This window comes from Gemmatimonadaceae bacterium (assembly GCA_019752115.1).
Taxonomy (GTDB): domain Bacteria; phylum Gemmatimonadota; class Gemmatimonadetes; order Gemmatimonadales; family Gemmatimonadaceae; genus Gemmatimonas.
In genome coordinates this window covers 18911-40226 of the sequence record JAIEMN010000003.1, presented here as the reverse complement: position 1 = coordinate 40226, position 21316 = coordinate 18911, and the positions used below count along the sequence as shown (strand labels likewise).

Here is a 21316-nt window from a genome sequence, read left to right as displayed (position 1 = left end):
CGGTCGTGCTGCCGTCGTTGAATGGGCATCATGACTGATCTGCTCTTTGCGCGTTCCCAGATGGCCATGTCGCTGGCATTCCACATCATCTTCGCGGTGGTGGGGATCGGCATGCCCGTGCTCATGGTCATCGCCGAAGGGCGCTGGCTCAAGAGTGGCGACCCGGTGCTGCTCGAGCTCACGAAGCGCTGGGCCAAGGGTACCGCCATCATGTTTGCCGTGGGCGCCGTCTCCGGGACCGTGCTGAGCTTCGAACTGGGGTTGTTGTGGCCCACGTTCATGGAGCACGCCGGGCCGGTCATCGGCATGCCCTTCTCGCTCGAGGGGTTCGCGTTCTTTACCGAGGCCATCTTCCTCGGCATTTACCTCTACGCCTGGAACCGCATCTCGCGGCGCGCGCACTTCCTCGCCGGCGTCGTGGTGGCCGTGAGCGGCACGCTCAGCGGCATCTTCGTGGTGTGTGCGAATGCGTGGATGAACGCGCCGGCCGGATTCACCTTCGAACGCGGCATCGTGTCGAACGTTGATCCCATTGCGGCGATGTTCAATGCGGCGGCGCCCACGCAGGTCGTGCACATGACGCTTGCGGCGTTCGCGGCGACGGGCTTTGCCGTGGCGGGCGTGCATGCGTTCGCGCTGCGTCGTGGCACGCCCCACCGCGCCTTTCATCGCGCGGCGCTGCAGATCGCGATGTGGATGGCGCTTCCGTCTGCGCTGCTGCAGCCGCTGAGTGGCGACTGGAGCGCCCGCAGCGTGGCGAAGCGACAGCCGATCAAGCTGGCCGCCATGGAGGGGCATCTCCGGACGGGCCCGGCGAACTTCGTGATCGGCGGCTGGCCCGACGCCACCACCCTCGAACACCGCGGCGCCATCGAGATTCTCGGCGGTCTGTCGTTGCTGCTCCATGGCCGCCGCGATGCCGTCGTGCAGGGCGTCGATGCCGTACCGGCGAGCGATCGCCCACCGCTCGCCATCGTGCACCTCGCCTTTCAGATCATGGTCGGGTGCGGCACGGCGATGGCCGCGCTCGCCGCGTGGGGGAGCGTGCGCTGGTGGCGTCGCCGTCGCGGGCAGGGCAGCGCCTTGCCCGACGATCGTCGCTTCCTGACCGCCGTGATGCTCGCGGCCCCCTTGGGCTTCATCGCGCTCGAAGCCGGGTGGACGGTCACCGAAGTGGGGCGGCAGCCGTGGATCATGCACAACGTGCTGCGCACCGCCGACGCGGTGACGCCGATGCCCGGGCTTGCCGTGCCGTTCGTGATCTTCACGCTGCTCTATCTCGGCCTCGCGGTCGTCGTCCTCTTCCTCCTCTGGCGTCAGCTGCTCAAGACGGGGATCACGCAGCAGCCGCTGGGCCTCACCGGCGAGATGCCGATTCCCCCCGCGCCGAGTCGCACCGGCATCTACCACACGCCGTGAGCGCGTCGTGACGGAACCCACGGCGCTGACCTGGACACTGCCGCACGTCGTGGCGGGCACGATGGTGCTGTCGCTCAACGCCTATGTACTGCTCGCGGGCGCCGACTTTGGCGGTGGCGTGTGGGATCTGTTCGCGCGCGGACGCCATCGCGACGCCCAGCGGCATCTCATCGCCGATGCGATCGGGCCCATCTGGGAAGCCAATCACGTGTGGCTGATCCTGGTGGTGGTGCTGCTGTTCACCTGTTTTCCAAAGGCGTTCGCCCATCTGGCGACCGAGCTGCACATCCCGCTGACCGCCATGCTCGTGGGGGTCGTGCTGCGCGGATCGGCCTTCACCTTTCGCACCTACGACCGTTCGCACGACGAGGTGCAGCGCCGGTGGGGGCGGATCTTTTCGGTCGCGAGCCTGCTGACCCCAATCGTGCTGGGGGTCTGCTTGGGCACGGTGGCCGGGGGCCGTCTGCCGCTGCGCCCGATCAGCGCCCTCGCGGGCGTCACGTTCCGGGAGCGGTTTCTCGACCCGTGGCTGACGTCGCCGTTTCCGTGGGCCGTCGGTGGCCTCACGCTCGTGCTCTTTGCCTATCTGGCGGCGGCCTACCTCACCTGCGAAACCACCGACCGCGAGTTGCAGGAGATCTTCCGTCGGCGGGCCCTGCAGACGCAGGCCATTCTCTTTGGCATGGCGGCCGCGACGCTCGCGCTGGCCCGGGCCGAGTTCCCCGAGCTCTATGAGGGGCTCACCCGGGGGACCGCGGCGCTCACCATGCACGCCGTCACCGCACTCGCGGCGGTCACCGCGCTCTGGGCCATCCGCACCCGTCGGTATCCCCTGGGGCGCCTCGCGGCCGCCGCGCAGGCCTCGTTCATCCTGTGGGGGTGGGCGTGGACCCAGTTCCCCTGGCTCCTGCCTCCGGATCGCACCATCACCGAGCTGGCGGCGCCGCGGGTCACCCTTGAGCTCGTGATGACCGCCCTTGGACTGGGGACGCTGATCCTGCTGCCGAGCTTCGTGTACCTGTACCGCATCTTCAAGGGCGGGCGGGCCGCCGCCGAGTAGCCACCGCCCCGGCGCGGAGGCGCGCCGTGCATTGCGAAGTGCCGTCCGGGCCGTAGTTTGCGGCCATGCGTCCAGATCTCATTCGTGTTGTCCTGGTGGACGATCACCAGATCGTTCGGGCCGGTCTCAAAGCCGTGCTCTCCACCGCCAAGGATATTGCCGTGGTCGGTGAGGGGTCGAGCGGGAAGGATGCCCTCGTCCTCGCCGAGCGTCTCGACCCGCACGTGATCGTGATGGACCTCTCCATGCCCGACATGGATGGGCTCACCGCCACGCGCGAGTTGCACAAGGCCAACGCCGCGCGCACGCAGAACCCCGATGAGCCGGCCACGCGCCGCGTGCTCGTGCTCACGATGCACACCGAAGACGAGCATCTGGTCGCGCTGCTCGAGGCGGGCGCCGGCGGCTATCTCCTCAAGTCCGTCGCCGATCGCGAACTCGTCGACGCCGTGCGCACCGTGGCTGCCGGCGATGTGTACGTGCAGCCCACGGCCGCGCGCGCCCTGGCCCGCGGCCTCGCCAAGCGCGACGGCAACGCCGAAGAACGCGCCCGCTACGACAAGCTCACCGACCGCGAGCAGGTCGTGCTGCGCATGGTCGCCGAAGGCTACACGGCGCCGGAGATCGGCGAGCATCTCACGATCTCGCCCAAGACGGTGGATACCTACAAGCAGCGCATCGGCGAAAAGCTGGGGCTCACGCACCGCACCGACTACGTGAAGTTCGCGCTCAAGCTCGGGCTCCTGAAGACCGACGCGTAATGAGTGCGACCTGTCATCTCGAGCGCGTGGCGCTCTACACCCACGGCAAGGTGGACGCCGCCACGGTGACCCCGCTCCCCGTGGAGCGCACCCCGGCGGTGGAGTGCTGCGAGTACTGCGACTCGCCCACGCTCTCGTGGCGCAAGTGCAAGCAGATCTGCCTGAGCTGCGGACAGATCAACCGAAGTTGCGCGGATCTTTGAACTGATCGCACAGAGTACACCGAGGACCAGAGTACACAGGGGCGCGCTTCGAAGATGCCGAAGTGCGCCCCTGTGTACTCTGTGATCGCTGCGCCCTCTGTGTGAGCGGTTCGTCTCACCCCTCTGGGTGGGCACCACGCGAAACCGCCCGGATCTGCTCATCGCGATGCAAGCTCCACGCCGGGAGCGGCGGCACCGGCACATCAAGCAGCGCATCCGTCGTCGCGTAGCCCGCCTCGGCACGCACACGCGCCGCGACCGTACGGCGCAGGTCGTCGATCGTCTCCCCCGCCGAGCCGTCGAGCTCCATGCGCGTGGCCCGGAACCGGCGCCCACTCTGCACGCAGAAGAGGGCACAGAGCGCGATCTCTCGGGCGCACGCATCGGCGCCGCGTTCGAGAATGAGCCGCTGTGTGCGCGACACCGTCGTGGCCCGCGCGTACAGCTCGATCGCCATGTCGGCGAGACGCTCCACGACGAGCTGCCGGTGAATCAGGTCCTTCCTGTGCGTGGTGATCGCCTTCTGCGTCGCCTCGGCCAGCTCCGCCACGTGGCGCTCGATGTACGTCGCGTGCGGCTTGAGCGCGGCGTGCAGCTCCACCGAGAAGCGGTCGCGCTTGCCGAAGGCACTCGCCACCCGCTGCGCCGCAAAGCTCGAGACCACGCCGAGGTTCTGCAGCGGACTGCGGAGCGCGCCTGCGAGCTCCTTGAGCTCCTCGGCGGGTCCCTGAATACCGTTGAGCCCCACGAAGAGGCGGAGAATTTCGTTCGCGCCCTCGAAGATGCGCTGGATGCGCGCATCCCGCAGATAGCGCTCGTACGGCCACGGCTTCACGAACCCGCGACCGCCGGCCAACTGCACCAGCTCATCGGCGCTGCGCCATACCAGTTCACTCGCAAAGACCTTCGCACACGCCGCCTCGAGCGAGGCATCGACATCGGTGCGATCGAGCGCCGCCGCCAGCGCGCCCACCATCGCGTCGGCAGCGTACGTCTCGCTGGCGATGCTCGCCATCTTGCGCTGCGTGATCTCGAAATCGGCGAGCGGGGCACCGAACTGGGTGCGTGCCTCCGCATAGCGCGTGAACTCGCCCAGCAGCCGCTTGCACGCCGACGCGCAGCCACTGGCGAGCGACAAGCGACCGGCATTCAGCGCGTTCACCGCCACGCGGAACCCCTTGCCCACTTCACCCAGCACATGGTCGTCGGGCACGAAGAGATGTTCGAACACCAGCTCGGCCTGCGTCGAGGCGCGAATGCCCAGCTTGCGCACGGTGCCGTCCACCCGGAACCCCGGCATATCGGGGCGAATGATGAACGCGGTGGGGCGCATCACCGTCTGCCCGTTCCGCTCCACCGGCGTCTGGGCAAACGTCGCGATCACGCCGGCGCGCTGCCCGTTGCCGATCCAGTGCTTGCGACCATTCAGCACCCACCCGGTGTTGTCGGCGCTGCGGGTGGCCGTCGTCACGACATGCTGCGCGTCCGAGCCGGTTTCCGGTTCCGTGAGCGCGTACGCGGCCAGTGTTTCGCCACGCGCCAGCATGGGCAGATAGCGCGCCTTCTGCGCGTCGTTACCGGCGATGACGATCGCCTTGGCGCCGAGCCCGCAGTGCACGCCAATCAGGACGCCGAGTGAGGCATCCACCGCAGCCACGGCCCCGAACACGCGGGCATACGCGCTCGCCGAAAGCCCAAGGCCGCCGTACGCCTTGGGAATCGTGAGCCCCAGCAGTCCCGCCGACGCGAACGCGGTGATCACCGCTTCGTCGAACCCTTCCTGTTCATCGGCGCGATACGGATCGATGAGCCCCGAGGCCACCATCCCGTTCAGCGCGCCCACCAGGCGCTGCACCACCGCGGCCTCCTCCGGATCGCGAACCTCGAGGGTGGCCGGATACGGGAAGAGCAGGGCGTCGTTGATTTCGCCCCCGAAGAGATCGCGCAGAAATGACGGCGGCGTGGACGTGGCGGTGTCGGCAGACATGGCGTGCAGCGGGCGTGAATGACAACGGGGCGTCTTCATGCGAAGACGCCCCGTGCAATCTAGAAGGCGGTGCGACCCGCCGGGGATCAGTTCTTCTTGATGGCGGCACCGCTCGGGGCGGTGCTCGGCGGCGCACTCACACCGCTGCGCAGCGGCGTGACCGACGGATTGATCGTGATGACCACCGTGGACGCCTTGCCTTCCGGCTGGCTGTTGCTGTTCAGCGCGCGCAGGGTGAAGGTCGCGGAGCCCGCCTTCGACGCCGATACCGTCACAATCGTGCCCTGACCGTTCGCCGTACCGGTGGCGACGCTCGGATCGCTGCTCGTGACGCTCACCGAGCGGTTGAAGAGCGTGTTGCCGCTCGCATCCCGCAGCGTGATGGCGAACGACTTGTTGGCGTCGCTGAGGGCGGCGGAGTAGGTGCCATTCACCACGATCGTATCGACCGGGATCTGCTGCACCGTCACCGAGGCCGTGCCCGACCGCGTCTCACTCGTCGCGGTGATCGTCACCGTGCCCGGGGCCAGCGTCGTCACCAGACCGGTGCCGCTGACCGTCGCCCGCGTCGGGTCGCTGCTCGTCCACTCGATCGTGCGATCGGTGACCGTCGCGCCCGTCGAGTCGGTGAGCGTGGCCGTCAGCTGACGCGTCTGCCCCTGGACCACGCTCGAGGAGCTCGGCGAGAGCTGGATCGTCGCCACCGGCACCTTCGTGATCGTGAAGCTCACCGTATCCACGGCGCCTTCGGCGTTGACCGCGATGCGGGCATTGCCCAGCTGCAGGCCGGTCACCAGACCGGTCGCCGAGACCGTCGCCACCGAGGGCGTCACACTCGTCCAGTTCACCACGCGGCCCGGCGGAATCGCGCCGCCGACCGAGTCACTCAGCGTGACCGAGAACTGACGCGGGATGCTCAGGCGGAGCGTGGACGGCCGCGGCGAGATCACCGCCGAGACGATGCGCGCATCGACCGTTTCGACCGTGGCCGTGCAGCTGACCGCCGGATACTCCACCGAGGCCGCCGTGATGGTGGCCGTGCCCGCCTTGACCGCCGTGACGAGGCCGGTCTGCGACACCAGCGCCGATACCTGGTTGCTGCTCGACCAGTTCATCTGCCGGTTGAGCGACGGAATCACGTTGTTCGCCGTATCGCGCAGCACGAGCGTCGGCTGCGTGCTCGCGGTGACGGTGAGCTTCTGGCTGGCCGGCGAGAGCGAGCACGAGCCGATGGGCACTTCCGTGACCGTGATCGTGGCGCTGCCCGTCTGCTGGTCGGCTTCGGCCGAGACAACCGCCGTGCCGGTCGAGAGCGCCGTCACGTTGCCGTTCTGGTCCACCGACACGATCGAGGAGTTGCTGGACGCCCAGCGGAACGTGCGCCCGGCAATCACCACCTGCTGCGCGTTCTTGGCGACCGCCGTCAGCTGGCGCGCGTTGCCGCGGCGCAGCGTGATCGTGGCCGGCGTCAGCGTCACGCTCGCCGCCTGCTCCGGCGTCACCGTGACCTGCACCGCCGCGCTCTTCCCCTGCGCCACGGCCGAGATCGTGGCGCTGCCCACCGCCACGGCCAGCACATTGCCGCCGGTCGTCACCGTCGCGACGGCCGGATTGCTCGTCGAAAAGGTGATGGTCTTGTTCTTGATCGAGTTGCCCTTGCAGTCGAACGCCGTGCCCACGATGGTCGAGGTGCCATTCACCGGCAGTGTGAGCGTCGCCGGAGCGACCGTAACCGAGCAGGCGTCGGCTGTGGTCTTGAGATCGAGGCAGCCGGCCAGACCGCCGAGCAGAAGCAACGCGGCGCCGGTGCGATACGTCGATCGGCGCGCGGCAGACAACACATTGTGGGCAACGACCCGCATGCAGGTCCGTCCTGAGAACAAGAAGTGGAGAGCGACGCCGCGGAGCGGCTCCGCGGAGCGGCGCCGAATGGTGGTGCCGAACAAGGACGCGCGGTCGCTGGCAGCCGTAACTGTTACAGTCCCGGCACAGCGATGCAAGAGCTTGGCCCGGGCGTCCCCCTCGGTACAACTTACCTGCCGCAATGTTTCCGCCGGCCTCGTCCACCTCGTCCCGCGCCGCCTGGCGGGAGACGCTCCTCTGGGTGCTGGGGGCCCTCGCGCTCCGCGCGGCACTGGCCAGCCTCGTCCCGCTCCTTCCCGACGAGACCTATTACTGGGAGTGGTCGCGGCGCCTCGAAGCCGGCTATTTCGACCATCCGCCAGGCATCGCCCTGCTGATCGCGATGGGGACGGCCCTGGCCGGCCCGACCACCCTCGGCGTACGTCTTGGCCCGGCGATCGCCGCCCTGCTGACGCACCTGGCCGCCGTCGGCTGCGCCTACCACCTCGCCGGTGGGGCCGAGCGCGGCGCCACCGCAGCCCGCCGCGCGGCCCAGCTCGTCACGCTTCTCCCCATCGCCACCCTCGGGCTCGTGCTCGCCACGCCCGACGCCGCCCTGTTCATGGCGGCCATGGTCGCGCTGCTGGCCGTGGAGCGCGCCCTCGCCGCGCCGGTACGCAGCGCGGCCAGCGTCGGCTGGTGGACCGCCGCCGGGGTGGCCCTCGGTGCTGCCTTTGTGGCCAAGTACACCGCCGTGCTGCTGCCGATGGGGCTCGTCATCGCCTGTGTGGTGCACCCGGCGCTGCGCCAGCGCTTCCGGGAACCGGGCCCCTGGCTCGCCAGTGTCATCGCCCTCGCGCTCTTCGCTCCGGTGGTGGCGTGGAACGCGCTGAACAACTGGGTGTCGTTCCGCTTTCAGCTGGGACACGGCTTCACCCCCAGTGCGCGCGGCAATCCGCTGTCACGCGAACTCGAGATGATCGGCGGCCAGGCGGGCCTCGCCTCCCCCATCCTGTTCGGGTTGATGGGGCTCGCCGTGGCCCACGCGCTGCGCGACGGCTGGCGCACGCGCCACACCAGCGCCCCGACCGACGAGGCGCCACGCCGCTTTGCGTTGGCCCTCATTGCCGCCGCGCCGCTGGGCTTCTTTGCCATCAGCGCCTGGCGGCGCTCGGTCGAGGCCAACTGGCCGGCGATGATCTATCCGGGGGCGATGATGCTCCTCGCCACCAGCCCGCGGCCGGTCGCGCAGGGCGTGTGGTGGCGCCGAGGCGCGTGGTTCGCGGCAGGGCTCCTCGCGATCGTGGCGCTGCAGGCGTGGCGCCCGCTGCTGCCGCTCGCCCCGCGGAAGGACCCCATCGCGCGGGCGCACGGCTGGACGACCCTCGCCGATTCGGTGGAGGTCGCCCGTCGCGATCCCTTTCTCCAGGGCACGGTCGATCAGTTCATTGCCGCCGACCGGTATCAGGACGCCTCCGAACTCGCCTTTCATCTCACCGGGCAGCCCACGGTGTTCGCGCTCAATCTCGGCGGGCGCACCAATCAGTACGACGTCTGGAAGAACGCCTACCAGAGCATCCATCCCGGCGACGGGCTGATCGCCGTGTTCGACGCCGATGCGAAGGGAGATTCCCTCGCCGCCGTGGTGGGCGGCTGGTTTGCGGCCACCAAGCCCGGGGCGCGCGTTTCGCTGCAGCGAAACGGGGGCGAGATTACGGCACGTCGCCTCTGGCTCTATCGCATCGCGCGTGATGTGCCGCGCGAGCGTCCCACGTCTGCTCCCTGATCCGCCCATGTCCACGCCCACCCCGCCGCTCAGTGCCACCGTGCTGCTCGTGGTCGCGGTTGGTGGCGCCATCGGATCGGTAGCGCGGTACGGCGTCGGGGTCGTCATGGCGCCGGCGACGTCCACGTTCCCCTGGGCGACGCTCGTCGTGAATGTCCTTGGCGCGTTTCTGATCGGCTGGTTCGCGCGCCTGTTCGCCGCGCCCGACGCCGATCATGTCCTGCGCCTCGCGCTCACCACCGGCTTCTGCGGTGGCTTCACCACCTTCTCCACCCTGAGCGCCGAGACCGTCTCGCTGCTCCAGCAGGGCAAGGCCGGGCGCGCCGCGGCGTACATCGTGCTGTCGCTCGCGCTGGGGCTCGCCGCCACCTTCGCCGGCCTCTCCGCTGGCACCCGCACCAGCTGAGCCCTCCGCGTCCCCTCCGCTCCCTCCGCGACCTCGCGAATGCCCATCCCCGCTGATCTCGCCGCGCACTGCGCGGCACACGACGCGCGCGCGCTCGAAGAACTCTTCGCCTTTCTTCGCATTCCCTCGGTGTCGGCACGCACCGAGCACAAGGCCGACTGCGCCGCCGCCGCGCAATTCGTGGCCGACGCGCTGACGCGCATCGGCTTCACCGCCCGCATCGAACCCACGCCCGGGCATCCCATTGTGGTCGGCGAATGGCGACAGGCGCCCGCGGGTGCGCCCACGCTGCTCATCTACGGGCATTACGATGTGCAGCCCGCCGAGCCGCTTGAGCTGTGGACCTCGCCGCCCTTCGAACCGACCACGCGCGACGGGCGCATCTACGCCCGCGGATCGGTGGACGACAAGGGCCAGCTGTATCTCCACATCAAGGCGCTCGAAGCCCATCTCGCCGCGCGCGGGACCTTGCCGGTGAATGTCATCGTCCTGGCCGAAGGCGAGGAAGAAGTCGGGAGCGAGAATCTCGAGGCGTTCCTCGAGCGCGAGAAAGCGCGGCTCGCCTGTGACGCCGTGGTGATCTCCGACTCCACCATGTTCGCCCCGGGCATTCCGAGCATCCTCTCCAGTTTGCGCGGCATGGCCTATCTGCAGATCGATGTGCGCGGCGCCAACGGCGATCTGCATTCGGGGATGTACGGCGGCGCGGTGGTGAATCCGGCCATGGCGCTGGCGCGCATTCTGGCCACGATGCACGACGACACCGGCCGCATTGCGATCCCGGGCTTCTACGACGCCGTCAAGCCGTTCCCCGACCATGTGCGGGCGCAGATGCGCGAGCTCCCCTTCAGCGACGAGGGCCTGATGCACGAGGTCGGCGTCACCGCGCTTGGCGGAGAGCCCGGCTACACCACGCTCGAGCGGTTATGGACGCGCCCCACCTGCGAAGTGAACGGGCTGCTCAGCGGCTACACCGGCGAAGGCGCCAAGACGGTGCTCCCCGCCGTCTCCATGGCCAAGGTGAGTTTTCGCCTCGTGCCCGATCAGGACCCGCAGGAGATCGCACGGCTTGTGCAGGCGCATGTCGCGCGCGTGGCGCCGCCGGGCGTCAGCGTGACCGTGACCAACCTGCACGGCGGGCGCCCGTGGCGTGCCGATCTGCAGGGACCGATCATCGACGCCGGCAAGGCCGCGCTGGCCGCGGCCTTCGGGCGCGAACCCGTCATCACCGGTGAAGGTGGCAGCATCCCGGTGGTCGGCGATTTCGAACGCATCCTGGGCGCGCCCGTGCTGCTCATGGGCTTTGGCTTGCCCGGCGAAAACGCGCACGCGCCCGACGAATGGATCAGCGAGGAGAACTATCGCCTGGGCATTCGGGCCGCGGCGGTGCTCTACGACGAGTACGGGCGGCGTTCAGGCGCCTGAGCCTCACCCGCGCCACCGATCCCAGAAACATTCCGGGCTCGTTGCCATGCTGGCAACGAGCCCGGTGGTCATTGATGATTGGATGGCGTCACCCGAATCCGTGGTGATCGCCCCACGGCCTAGAAGCTGCCCAGCACGTCGTCGCCGCTGTCGTCGTCATCGAAGGGGATGAGCGTCGCCGCCGAGACGGGGAACACGTCGTCCGACTTCTCACCACCGCGCGGCGCGGCCGACTTCGCCGCCGGTCGCGCCGGCTTGCTCGCCGGGCGAGCCGCCGACGGGCGCGCCCCACCGAACGAGGCCGTGCTCGACGCGCTGCTGGCGCGGCGCGCGTTGGCCGACGTCTGACCACGATGCGACTCGGCCACGCCCTGCGCGATGGCCTGCGCATGCTTGCCGTCGAGCGTGAACTGGATGGCCAGCTCCTGCATCTCCGACGACTGCGCCGACAGCTCGGCCGCCGCACTCGCCGACTCCTCGGCGTTCGCCGCGGTGCGCTGCGTGAGGCCGCTGATCTGCGACATCGCCACCGTCACTTCGGCGAGTTCCTTGTCCTGCTCCACCGCGCCTTCGGCGATGTTGTGCATGATCGTCGCCGCGCGCTGCACACCGGTGCGGATCTCTTCGAGCCGGCGCATCACGCTTTCGTTCAGGCGCACGCCCGTCTCCGCCTTCTGCACCGATTCCTCGATGAGCGTGGACGTGTTGCGCGAGGCCTCCGACGCGCGGATGGCCAGGCTGCGCACTTCGTCGGCCACGACCGCGAAGCCCTTGCCGGCGTCGCCGGCGCGCGCCGCTTCCACGGCCGCGTTGAGGGCCAGCAGGTTCGTCTGGAAGGCGATCTCGTCGATCGTCTTCACGATCTTCGCCGTCGCATCCGCCGACTTCTTGATCTCGGTCACCGCTTCGGCGAGCGCCGTCATGCGCTCGACGCCCTGCTCGGTGGTCTCCGACGTCTTCTCCATCGCCGCCCGCGCCTCGGCGGCGTCGGCCGCGTTGGCCTTCGTCCGCTCGCTCACCACGGTGATGCGGTTCGACACCTGATCGATCGCGCCCGCCTGATCGGCCGCGCCGCTCGCCAGTTCCTGGCTGCCGTCGCCGATCTCGCGCGCCGCCGCATTCACCTGGCCGATGGCCATCGTGAGCGACGCAAACACTTCGCTGATGTTGTCGAGCGCCGTGTTGAGCGACGCCTTGATCGCCGCGTGCTCACCCACGTAGTCGCCGCGGACGCGCGCCGACAGGTCACGCTGGGCCACCTTCGCCAGCACATCCTTGGCCTCCGCGATCGGCTGCACCACCGCATCCAGCGCCGTGTTCGTGCCGCTCACCAGCTCGGCGTACGCGCCATGGAAGCGCTCGGGGTTGCCACGCTTGGCGAGATCGCCTTCGGTGGCCGCCGCGATCACCGACTTCACCTCGCCGGTCACTTCGCGCAGCGTGTCCGTCGCCCCGTTGATGTTCCGCGAAAGCGCATCGTGCTCCGAACGCACGTCCACGTGGGCACTGAGGTCACCCACCGCGAGCCGCTGGGCCGCTTCCGACACGCCGCCGATGTACGACAGCATGTCGCGGAACGCCTCGCCGAGCTCACCGATTTCGTCGGTGCCGCCCACCGCCACATCCACATCCAGCTTGCCGCGCGCAATGTCATGCGCCGTCGCGGAGAGTGCCCGCATCGCACCGATGATGCTCGTCACCGTCCCCCAGGCGATCACCGCCAGCGCGATCAGCGACACGAGCAGCGCCACCGTCGTCACCAGCCGCGACGTCTGCTGCATCTTTTCGGCCTTCGCGAAGGCCTCGCCGATGGCCTGCTCCTGCTGCGCCGTGTTCGCATGCAGCTCCTTGCCCAGCGCGGCGAACTTCTCCTTCACTTCCGTGGCGCCACCCATGAGGTCTTCCATCGACCCGGTGATCATGCCGCGGCTCGAACTCTTGGCCGCCGACGCGTACGCCGTGAAGCTCGTCTGGATCTTCGCGATCTCCGTCGAGTCCACGACCGACGTGTGCGCCAGCGAGTCATTCACCTGGGCAAACTTCTTGACGAGCGAATCCGCCAGCGTGATCGCGGCCGTATCGCTGGCGCCCACCGCGTCGCGCAGGGCGCGCTGGTAGTTCTCCAGAATCGACTGCTGCGTGCGGCTCAGCTCGAGCGCCGGCTGATAGCCATGCTCGATGGCCGCGAGCTGTTGCTGTGCGCGCGACCCCAACACGAACGACGCCGTGAGGGTGACCACGAAACCGATGGCCGACACCAAGGGCAGGGCGATGATTTTCGCCCGCAGAGACAGAGAACGGAACATGGGATTCAAGCAAGGACAAGACCGAGAGACCAGGCCACGGTGCCTGGTTCGGGTACACGGTCTCGTATCGGCCACCAGCAGGTCGCACTTGAGCGAATGCCGGTCGGAGTGTCACACCGCTGGCACAGGCATCACCATCGGTGCGCTTTGGGCCATCTCCCGGCTGGAAAACACCACGCCCCGGGACATTCCGTAAAACGGGACGTCCCGGGGCGTGGTGGCGATCGTGTTCCGCTTAGAGCCCGTCGAGCAACGAATCGTTGTTCTGCGTGGCCGCGATGCGCTTGATGAGCCACTCCATCCCCGCCTGCGGCGGCAGCTGATGCAGCCCGCGGCGCAGCAAGTGCACCTTTTCGAGCTGGTCAGGGCGATAGAGCTTCTCTTCGCGGCGGGTGCCGCTGGTGGCGATGTCGAACGCCGGGAAAATGCGGCGGTCGGCGAGCGAGCGATCGAGCTTGATCTCGCAATTGCCGGTGCCCTTGAACTCCTCGAAGATCACGTCGTCCATGCGCGAGCCGGTTTCGACGAGCGCGGTGGCGATGATCGTGAGGGAGCCGCCGCCGTGCTGCGGCGCAATCATGCGCGCCGAGCCGAAGAAGGCCTTGGGCTTCTGCATGGCGGTGGCATCGAGACCGCCCGACATGGTACGGCCAGTGCCGCGATCCACGGTGTTGTGCGCGCGGGCCAGGCGGGTGATGGAATCGAGCACGATGACCACGTCGCGCCCCTGCTCCACCATGCGACGCGCCCGCTCGAGCGTCATTTCGGCCACTTCCACATGGCGCTTGGGCGGCATGTCGAAGCTGGACGCCACGACCTCGCCGTAGCCCCACGTGATCATCTCGCTCACTTCTTCCGGGCGCTCGTCCACCAGCAGCACGAGCAGGGCCGCCTGCGGATGATTGACCGCGACGCCTTCCACGATGGCCTGAAGGAGCGTGGTCTTACCGGCACGGGCCGGGGCGACGATGAGCGCGCGCTGCCCGTAGCCGATCGGCGCGATGAGATCGATCGCGCGCCGCGTCAGTTCGGGACCCGTCTTGGCGGGGCGCCCGGTCTCGAGCGTGAGCTTCCGGTCGGGATAGCTCGCCGTGAGCGAGTTGAAGTCGGGGCGCTTCTCGAGAATGACCGGCGACCCGTCGTTGAGCTGCTGGACCTCGACGACCACCAGGCGACCGCGATGATCACGCCCGTAGGTGACGTCGAGCTTGTCGCCCCGACGCAACTGGTGCAGCCGCACGAGGGCGGGGGGCACGAACGGATCGGTCGGATCGGGGAGGTAGCTGTTCACCGCGCGGCGCAGGAACCCGCTGTCGCGCGAGGCATCGAACCAGCCGGACATCGTGCCTTCCACGGCGACCGGCTGCTGCGGGCCGCGATCGAAACCGGCATCGGCATTGGGCGCCCCACCCGGCGCGCCACCGCCACCGCCACCGCCACCACCGCCACGACGGAAGCGGTTGCGGCCGCGACGGCCACGGCGGAAGCCGCGCTCGTCGCCCTGATCCCCGCGGTCGGGGCGATCGCCGCCGAACGGCGCCGCCTCACCGGCCGGCGCGGCGTTGACCGGGCGTTCTCCGCCCCGATCGTCGCGCGGCCCCCGATCCTCACGCGGGCCACGGTCGTCGCGATTGCGATGCCGATTCCGGCCGCGCCGGCGCCCGCCACGCTCGCGACGCTCATTGAACGGGCGTTCGGGGCGATCCGGCCGCTCCGGACGAGCCTGGCGCTCCGGACCGTCGGTCCGGTCGAACGCGCGATCGTATCGGTTCTCCGGTTCACGGCGCTCGCCGTTCGGGCGCTCCACCGGACCGTCGAAGGGCGAGGGGGGCATGGCGGCGCGGGACTCGACGCGCGGCTCACGCGGTTCACGTGGCTCGCGCACCTCACGCACGGGCGCCGTCGGGGCGGCGTCGCGTGGCGCCTCCGCGGCGGCGGGCGCGCTGTCGGCGTCCTTCACTTTGCGCGTCGAGACGCGCGGACGGCGGGGGCGGGCGACCTCGCCGGCGTCAGCGGCCGGTGGTGGAGGCGGTGCCGCGGGAGCGGCCTCGGCGGCCGCCGGGGCGGCCTTGCGAGCGCGCGTTGGGCGCGGAGCAGCCGCGGGCGCATCGAGATACGGATTGTCGTCCCCGGTGGACTCCGGGGCGGGCCGCGCCGTCTTGCGGGCGCGGCTGGCAGGACGCTTCGGTTCGGTCATTCGACTACTGCGAGTGGTACTGAAGGCGCTCGTCCGATCGGACGGCGCGGTAACGCATGGGACGGCACAGCGAAGCGAGGCCCGCGAACGGGCGTCGGGGTAACGCGGGAGTGCGTGGCGCGATGGCGATGCGCGATAGCGGTGCGCGAGTGCGCGGGGATTGCGGACTGCTCAGGACGGGGAAAGGAGATCCGTCCGAGCGAACGGCCCGCGTCATACGGCGGGCGCGCGTGGAGCCGCTGCTTCCTTCATGGCAGGGCCCCGCAGTGATCCACTCGGAGTATTGCCCCACCGACGCTGCCGCGCAACCCCGATTCCTCTAGCTTTAACGCCATGATTGCTCCTCCGATCGACCTCCCCGCGGCGCTGGCCGACGCCATCGCCGCGTATGAAGCCTCCGGTAACGTGGGCGCGCTCATGGAACGCCTGCACCACCTGCGTGACGGCGCCATGCCCGATGCCCTCGTCGCCGCCGCCGAACCCTGGCTGCACATGCCCGAGGTGGCCGGCCCCCTCTATGAGAAGGTGGTCGACGACCAGCCGACCAACGCGCGGGCCCTCGTCATTCTCGCCAACGCCTACTGGCTCTCCGGTCGCGGCCCCGAGCTCGTCGGCGAGCTGGCCAGTCGCGCACTGGCCGTCGACCCCGCCAATCGCGGGGCCTGGCATCTGTGGGCGCTCACCGAAGGCAATCAGCGCGATCGCACCGTGCGCTGGCTGCAGGTGACGCAGCGCTTTCCCGATGATCTGCTCGCCAAGGCCGCGCTCGCTGACAATGCCGCGTCGCTCGCCGCCGCCGAGCACGACAAGGAAGCGCTGGCGATGGCGATCAGCGCCTACGAAGACCTCTGGGCGAACTCGCCCACCGCTGAACAGCGCGCCGCGCTCGAAACCGCGCTCACCACGCTCCGCAACTACACGTTTTGATGACTGACGGTCCCCCGCACGATCACGCGAGCATGGGCGACGCCGCCCCCGGCGAAAGCGCCGCCCTCGCCGAGTTCCGTCAGTTCCGCGAGCGCATGAACACGCGCATCCTCGGCGAGAACAATCTCGTCATCAATCGCTTCTTCAATCTCGATGGCCGCGCGTACGAAGGCGGGGCGCTCTCGGTCAAGACGAAGGAACTGCTCGGCCTCGTCGCCTCACTCGTGCTGCGCTGCGACGACTGCATCACGTATCACATCGTCCGCTGCGCCGAAGAGGGCGTCACGCGCGACGAGATGTTCGAAACGCTGAGCATCGGCCTCATCGTCGGCGGCAGCATCGTCATCCCCCACCTGCGTCGCGCGGTGGACCGATGGGACGACTGCGAGCGCATGCGAGCGGGCACGTCCTGAGTCCCTATTTCCCCTTCGCCACCGTCTTCGGGTCCCCGTCCGACACATACCGCGCCAGCGGTCCCGCCTTGTCCATCGCGTCCAGCGTGGGCGTCAGCTTCGTGCCCCCCTGCAGCGGCACGCGCGGCAGGGAGCGCGGATTGAACTGCGGATCGTAGGGGCTGCGCGCCGGCCCGCCGGCGACTTCGAAGACGGCCTCGTTGCTGTACCGCACTTCGCGCTTCGCCTTCTTGTCGTACCACGCGCCGCTGAAGGCGAGCGCCCGGTTCTTGGGCCACAGGCCGTACGGCAAGGCCATGCCGCGGATCTTGTAGCCCGGCACGGCGCTGTCGATCGCCATCGCGCCGCGCGCGAGCTGCTCCTGCACCACGGCGTCGGGATACTTGTTGAGCTGTGCGTGCCACAGGGTGTGGTTGCACAGCTCGAAGCCCTGCGCGTGCAGGAACTGCACCTTCTTCAGGCGCCACTCGCTCTTCTGGCCGTCGATGCCCTTCTCGCCAAAGAACGCGTGCCCCTGCGCCGCTGCCGGGAGCATGCAGAAGAGCCCCTTCGCCTTCCAACCGGGATGCGACTTGATGAAGTCGAGCAGAATACCCACCGCACTCGACGGATCCACCACCAGCTGACCGTTCTTCTCCAGATAGCGGAACTGGCTTGGCGAGGCGTCATCGAAGGTGAACAGCACCGGCGACTTCCCGGCCGGCAGATCGATCCGCTTGTCGAGAATCTCCGACAGGTTCACCGGCACGTAATCCCGCTTGTACAGCTCGGCGAGTTCCGCCTTGAAGCGCTCCCGCGAGACTTTGTACGACCCGTCGGCATCCACCACCTGATGCCATTCGACGATGGGAATACGGCCCAGCTCGTTGGGTGTCCGCGGGCCTGCCGGCGGCTGCGTCGGTGCGGGCGTGGCACTTTGCCGCCCCGACATACGTACGAGAGGGCTCGGGGTGGCGTGCGCCGGGGTGGCAACCATTTGCCCCAGTGACGCCATCAAAAGACCAGCCACCACCGGCCAACCCCGGCGGGCGGTACGAACAGTGCACAGCTGAACAGCCTTGGACACGCGATCGGACGGCAAAGAGTCAGACGGGAAAGTGATGTCCGGGGAAGCTAACGCATCGGCGCCCGCACCACGGAGCCATCGCTGGCGGCGCGCATCACGGTATGCGCTCGCCCTGCTGGTGGCGGGCGCCTGCACGACCGCGAGTTGGTGGTGGTCATGCGGGTGGCAGGGGTGCCCCACCACCACCGAGCTGCGCGCGTGGCGCCCGACCGAGGGCGGCGCGCTGCTCGGGCGCGACAGTGCGCTCGTCAGCGCGCTGGCGCCGGTACGCCGCGTCAATGTGCCGCTCGCTCGGGTGCCGGCGCACGTGCGCGCCGCGTTCATCGCCGTCGAAGACCGCCGCTTTCGCGAGCACCACGGCGTCGATTGGCGCGGCGTCGCGCGCGCGCTGGTCAGCAATGTGCGCGCCGGCGGCGTGCGCGAAGGGGCCAGCACCATCACCATGCAGCTCGCCCGCAACGTCTTTCTGGGGAACCGCGCGAGCGAGCGCAGCTGGGGGCGCAAGTTCCTCGAATGGCGCTTTGCCATGTTGCTCGAGCAGGCGCTCAGCAAGGACGACATTCTCGAGCGCTATCTGAACGCCATCTACCTCGGTAATGGCGTGTATGGCGTGGAAGCCGCGAGTCACGATCTCTTCGGCAAGCGCGTCGGCGAGTTGTCGCTGGCCGAGGCGGCCATGCTCGCCGGGTTGCCCAAGGCGCCCTCGAGTTATTCGCCGCGGAACGATCGCCGCAAGGCTCTGCTGCGGCGGGCCGTGGTGCTGGAGGTCCTCGAGCGGGAGCAGGTCGCCTCAGCGGCCGCAGTCGCGACGGCGCGCCGCGCGCCGCTCAAGATCGTCCGCGCCGAATGGACCTCCACGCGCAATGCCGATTCCTGGGCGGTCGAGGCGGTGCGGGTGACGCTCGACTCTCTGCGCGAGGTCGGCGTCATTCCGCCGGCGCTCAACGATGGGCAGCTCCGCGTGTGGAGCACGATCGATCGTCGCGCGCAGCTCGCGGCGGAACGCACCGTGGCGGTCGGCGCTGCCGCTATCGATGAGGAGCGCCGTTGGAACGGCGACGATCTGGACGGCGCGGCGCGCACGCAGGGCGCCCTCGTCGCGATCGATCCCTTCACCGGTGCCGTGCGCGCGATCGTCGGTGGCCGCCGCATGGAACGGCGCGGCTTCAATCGCGCGCTGCGCGCGCGCCGGCAGCCGGGCTCCACCTTCAAGCCCTTCGTGTACGCGGCGGCGTTGCAGCAGGGCTTCACGCCGGCCAGCATGATCGAAGACGAACCGGTCGAGATCGGGGCTGGTCGCACAGTCTGGCGTCCGGCGAACTACGGCGACGAATACGCCGGTCGCATCACCATGCGCGATGCCCTCGCCCGATCGGCCAACGCCGCCACCGTGCGCCTCAGTCGCGACGTGGGCATGTCCCGCATCGTCGCGCTGGCGCACGCGCAGGGCATCGCCTCCGATTTGCCCGATGTGCCGGCGCTCGCGCTCGGCGCCGGAGCGGTGACGCCCGTGGAGCTCACCACGGCCTACGCCCCGTTCGCCAACGGGGGCCGGCGCATCACGCCGTATCTCGTGGAGAAGGTGGAGGATCCCTTCGGCCGCGTGCTCTGGCAACGCCCACCGGCCACGTCGAGTCAGGTGCTCGAGGCGCCTGATGCCTTTCTCGTCACGTCGCTGCTGCAGGGGGTCGTGGATCACGGCACCGGCTACGCCGTGCGTTCCGCTGGCATTCGCGGGCCGGTCGCCGGCAAGACCGGCACCACCAACGATGGCACCGACGTCTGGTTCGTGGGCTATACCCCCACCCTCGTCGCCAGCATCTGGTTCGGCGCCGACGCGCCGACGCCGCTTGGCGGCAACGCCAGCGGTGGCCGCCTCGCAGCCCCGCAGTGGGCGCGCTTTCTGCGCGACGGATGGCACAGCCCCGAGGAGGACGCGCCCTGGATGCCACCGCCAGGCATCGAATCGCGGCAGATCGATATCGGGACCGGCAAGCTCGCCAGCGACTGGTGCGGTCCGTCGCGGCGCGAGTACTTCAAGCTCGGCACGGCCCCCAAGGGCGCGTGCGAAGACGATCAGTGGTTCGCGATGCGCGAGGCCAATCCGCCCGATTGGGATCCGCCCGAGCCCCCTGAGCCCCCCGAGATCGTCGGCGCGATTGTAGATGAGGCGCTGCAGGCGGCGCACGCCAATGATCGCGCGCGCATGATCACCCGTGACGTGGCCGCCGAGGTCATGCGCGCAGTACGCCAAGCCACTCGCGAGGCGCGCCGGCGTAGCCCGGAAACACCGCGTCCACCTGCGCCCCGCCCAGGTGGCGGGACACCACCTCGCTGAACACCGCACGGAAGTCGGTGGTCAGCGCGAGATCGCGCCCTTCGTAGAGCTGCTCGGGGGCGAGCCCCGGCCACCGACCGAGCACCCGCTTCGACGCGCCGAGCGATCCACCGATCACGAACATCGCGCCTGCATGCCCGTGATCGGTGCCGCCGGTGCCGTTCTGCCGCACCGTGCGCCCGAATTCGCTGCAGGTGAGAATCACGACGTCCTCCATGCGATCGCCCAGGTCGGTCACCAGCGCGGCAATGGACGACGAGAAGTCGGTGAGCCGATTGGCCAGCTGCCCCTGCGCGCCCCCCTGATTGACGTGCGTGTCCCACCCGCCGATATCGGCGAAGGCCACTTCGAGCCCCACGCCCGCCTTGATGAGCTGGGCGATCTGCAGCAGGCGGTTGCCGAACTCGCTGCGCGGGTACACGGCACCGTTCTGTGGCGTGTACTGCTGCGGGTTGGCCGCCTTGAGCACCTTGAGCGCTTCGAACATCTCGCTGCCGCTGCCGTGCACGAGATCGGCATTACCGGTGCGATAGAGGGCCTCGAGCCGCCGCTCGGCGTCGCTGCCGGCCGAGCGAATCGAAAACTCGTCGATCGAGTTCATCGCCACGACGGGGGCGTTGCCGCCGAGAATGCGCGGGGTCTGCGCGCTCATCGCCACGGCACGGAAGGGCGCCGACTTGCTGGCGGGCGTACAGGCTTCACACGTCCCCTGCACGGCGAGGTAGCGATTGAGCCACCCATCGCTCGTGCCTTTGCGATCCGGCGTGCCCGTCTCCATGTAGTCCTGGGCGTCGAAATGCGATCGGGTCGCACTCGGGCTCCCCACGGCGTGAATCGGCACGAGCAGCCCGCGATCCCAGAGCGGCTTGAAGCTTGAAAGCGCCGGATGCAAACCGAAGAATCCGTCGAGATCGATCGCCCCGACCGCGCCGTTCGCGCGCGCCGGTGAACCAATCGCGAGTTGCGGGCGCGCCGCGTAGTAGCCGCGATCACCAAACGGGATCACCACGTTCAGCGCATCGGCCGCGCCGCGCTGGAAGAGCACGATCAGCGTCTTGCCGCGCGCGGCGCGCGGCAGGTCCATGGCAAAGGCCGTGCGCTTGAGAAAGCTCGGGGACAACCCCAAGGTCACCAGCGACAGCGCGCCACCCTTGAGAAAGACTCGGCGATTCATCGATCA

Annotated in this window: 16 protein-coding genes; 10 read left to right on the top strand and 6 right to left on the bottom strand. The window is 69.1% G+C overall.

The window, feature by feature from the left end; all coding sequences use genetic code 11:
- The first annotated feature begins 30 nt into the window (after positions 1–30).
- The 4 genes from K2R93_01410 (at position 31) to K2R93_01395 (ending at position 3443) form a co-directional block, all read left to right on the top strand.
- Positions 31–1419, top strand: coding sequence for a cytochrome ubiquinol oxidase subunit I (locus K2R93_01410; protein MBY0488472.1), 1389 nt, complete (start codon positions 31–33; stop codon positions 1417–1419).
- 7 nt (positions 1420–1426) lie between these two features.
- The gene (locus K2R93_01405) at positions 1427–2479 is read left to right on the top strand and encodes a cytochrome d ubiquinol oxidase subunit II (GenBank protein MBY0488471.1); all 1053 of its coding nucleotides are present in this window, start codon (positions 1427–1429) and stop codon (positions 2477–2479) included.
- A 65-nt stretch (positions 2480–2544) separates the two neighbouring features.
- Positions 2545–3240 carry a response regulator transcription factor gene (locus K2R93_01400; GenBank protein ID MBY0488470.1) on the top strand — a complete coding sequence of 232 codons (696 nt, stop codon included), beginning with the start codon at positions 2545–2547 and terminating at the stop codon, positions 3238–3240.
- Complete coding sequence (locus K2R93_01395) at positions 3240–3443, top strand: hypothetical protein (protein MBY0488469.1); 204 nt, start codon at positions 3240–3242, stop codon at positions 3441–3443. The genes K2R93_01400 and K2R93_01395 overlap by 1 nt, the downstream gene beginning before the upstream one ends.
- Positions 3444–3558: 115 nt before the next feature.
- On the opposite strand, the gene K2R93_01390 is transcribed toward K2R93_01395, so the two are convergent.
- Both K2R93_01390 and K2R93_01385 read right to left on the bottom strand, forming a co-directional pair.
- Complete coding sequence (locus K2R93_01390; protein MBY0488468.1) at positions 3559–5430, bottom strand: acyl-CoA dehydrogenase family protein; 1872 nt, start codon at positions 5428–5430, stop codon at positions 3559–3561.
- A gap of 86 nt (positions 5431–5516) precedes the next feature.
- Positions 5517–7292, bottom strand: a complete 1776-nt coding sequence (locus tag K2R93_01385) for an Ig-like domain-containing protein (GenBank protein ID MBY0488467.1) — start codon at positions 7290–7292, stop codon at positions 5517–5519.
- A gap of 182 nt (positions 7293–7474) precedes the next feature.
- Between K2R93_01385 and K2R93_01380 the strand changes: the two genes are divergently transcribed.
- Genes K2R93_01380 through K2R93_01370 form a run of 3 tightly spaced genes read left to right on the top strand, consistent with a single transcriptional unit; the run spans position 7475 to position 10889 of the window.
- Positions 7475–9058, top strand: coding sequence for a glycosyltransferase family 39 protein (locus K2R93_01380; protein ID MBY0488466.1), 1584 nt, complete (start codon positions 7475–7477; stop codon positions 9056–9058).
- Between the two features lie 7 nt (positions 9059–9065).
- On the top strand, positions 9066–9464 hold the full coding sequence (gene crcB, locus K2R93_01375; protein ID MBY0488465.1) for a fluoride efflux transporter CrcB: 399 nt from the start codon (positions 9066–9068) through the stop codon (positions 9462–9464).
- A 39-nt stretch (positions 9465–9503) separates the two neighbouring features.
- Positions 9504–10889, top strand: a complete 1386-nt coding sequence (locus tag K2R93_01370; protein ID MBY0488464.1) for a dipeptidase — start codon at positions 9504–9506, stop codon at positions 10887–10889.
- Positions 10890–11008: 119 nt separating this feature from the next.
- Here the strand turns inward: K2R93_01370 and K2R93_01365 are convergent, their stop codons facing one another.
- Positions 11009–13195, bottom strand: a complete 2187-nt coding sequence (locus tag K2R93_01365) for a HAMP domain-containing protein (protein ID MBY0488463.1) — start codon at positions 13193–13195, stop codon at positions 11009–11011.
- A gap of 235 nt (positions 13196–13430) precedes the next feature.
- Positions 13431–15392, bottom strand: a complete 1962-nt coding sequence (rho, locus tag K2R93_01360; GenBank protein MBY0488462.1) for a transcription termination factor Rho — start codon at positions 15390–15392, stop codon at positions 13431–13433.
- A gap of 333 nt (positions 15393–15725) precedes the next feature.
- Between rho and K2R93_01355 the strand changes: the two genes are divergently transcribed.
- Together K2R93_01355 and K2R93_01350 are read left to right on the top strand one after the other, a co-directional pair.
- Positions 15726–16319, top strand: a complete 594-nt coding sequence (locus tag K2R93_01355) for a hypothetical protein (GenBank protein MBY0488461.1) — start codon at positions 15726–15728, stop codon at positions 16317–16319.
- Positions 16319–16732, top strand: coding sequence for a carboxymuconolactone decarboxylase family protein (locus K2R93_01350; GenBank protein ID MBY0488460.1), 414 nt, complete (start codon positions 16319–16321; stop codon positions 16730–16732). The genes K2R93_01355 and K2R93_01350 overlap by 1 nt, the downstream gene beginning before the upstream one ends.
- Before the next feature lie 4 nt (positions 16733–16736).
- On the opposite strand, the gene K2R93_01345 is transcribed toward K2R93_01350, so the two are convergent.
- Positions 16737–17663 carry a polysaccharide deacetylase family protein gene (locus K2R93_01345; GenBank protein ID MBY0488459.1) on the bottom strand — a complete coding sequence of 309 codons (927 nt, stop codon included), beginning with the start codon at positions 17661–17663 and terminating at the stop codon, positions 16737–16739.
- Positions 17664–17832: 169 nt separating this feature from the next.
- Here K2R93_01345 and K2R93_01340 point away from each other — a divergent pair, with 169 nt between their 5' ends.
- Entirely contained in the window at positions 17833–20136 is a 2304-nt protein-coding gene (locus tag K2R93_01340) for a PBP1A family penicillin-binding protein (GenBank protein MBY0488458.1), read from the top strand.
- Here K2R93_01340 and K2R93_01335 read toward each other — a convergent pair.
- Entirely contained in the window at positions 20033–21310 is a 1278-nt protein-coding gene (locus tag K2R93_01335) for a DUF1501 domain-containing protein (protein ID MBY0488457.1), read from the bottom strand. The two genes, K2R93_01340 and K2R93_01335, sit on opposite strands and share 104 nt — an antisense overlap.
- Between the last annotated feature and the right edge of the window lie 6 nt (positions 21311–21316).

Bases quoted from the DNA above. Each gene is read 5' to 3' on its own strand.
- K2R93_01350 (MBY0488460.1), top strand. From the start codon at position 16,319: ATGACTGACGGTCCCCCGCACGATCACGCGAGCATGGGCGACGCCGCC.
- K2R93_01370 (MBY0488464.1), top strand. From the start codon at position 9,504: ATGCCCATCCCCGCTGATCTCGCCGCGCACTGCGCGGCACACGACGCG.
- K2R93_01390 (MBY0488468.1), bottom strand. From the start codon at position 5,430: ATGTCTGCCGACACCGCCACGTCCACGCCGCCGTCATTTCTGCGCGAT.
- K2R93_01400 (MBY0488470.1), top strand. From the start codon at position 2,545: ATGCGTCCAGATCTCATTCGTGTTGTCCTGGTGGACGATCACCAGATC.
- K2R93_01385 (MBY0488467.1), bottom strand. From the start codon at position 7,292: ATGCGGGTCGTTGCCCACAATGTGTTGTCTGCCGCGCGCCGATCGACG.
- K2R93_01345 (MBY0488459.1), bottom strand. From the start codon at position 17,663: ATGTCGGGGCGGCAAAGTGCCACGCCCGCACCGACGCAGCCGCCGGCA.
- K2R93_01380 (MBY0488466.1), top strand. From the start codon at position 7,475: ATGTTTCCGCCGGCCTCGTCCACCTCGTCCCGCGCCGCCTGGCGGGAG.
- rho (MBY0488462.1), bottom strand. From the start codon at position 15,392: ATGACCGAACCGAAGCGTCCTGCCAGCCGCGCCCGCAAGACGGCGCGG.
- K2R93_01340 (MBY0488458.1), top strand. From the start codon at position 17,833: ATGTCCGGGGAAGCTAACGCATCGGCGCCCGCACCACGGAGCCATCGC.
- K2R93_01355 (MBY0488461.1), top strand. From the start codon at position 15,726: ATGATTGCTCCTCCGATCGACCTCCCCGCGGCGCTGGCCGACGCCATC.
- crcB (MBY0488465.1), top strand. From the start codon at position 9,066: ATGTCCACGCCCACCCCGCCGCTCAGTGCCACCGTGCTGCTCGTGGTC.
- K2R93_01335 (MBY0488457.1), bottom strand. From the start codon at position 21,310: ATGAATCGCCGAGTCTTTCTCAAGGGTGGCGCGCTGTCGCTGGTGACC.
- K2R93_01365 (MBY0488463.1), bottom strand. From the start codon at position 13,195: ATGTTCCGTTCTCTGTCTCTGCGGGCGAAAATCATCGCCCTGCCCTTG.
- K2R93_01395 (MBY0488469.1), top strand. From the start codon at position 3,240: ATGAGTGCGACCTGTCATCTCGAGCGCGTGGCGCTCTACACCCACGGC.
- K2R93_01410 (MBY0488472.1), top strand. From the start codon at position 31: ATGACTGATCTGCTCTTTGCGCGTTCCCAGATGGCCATGTCGCTGGCA.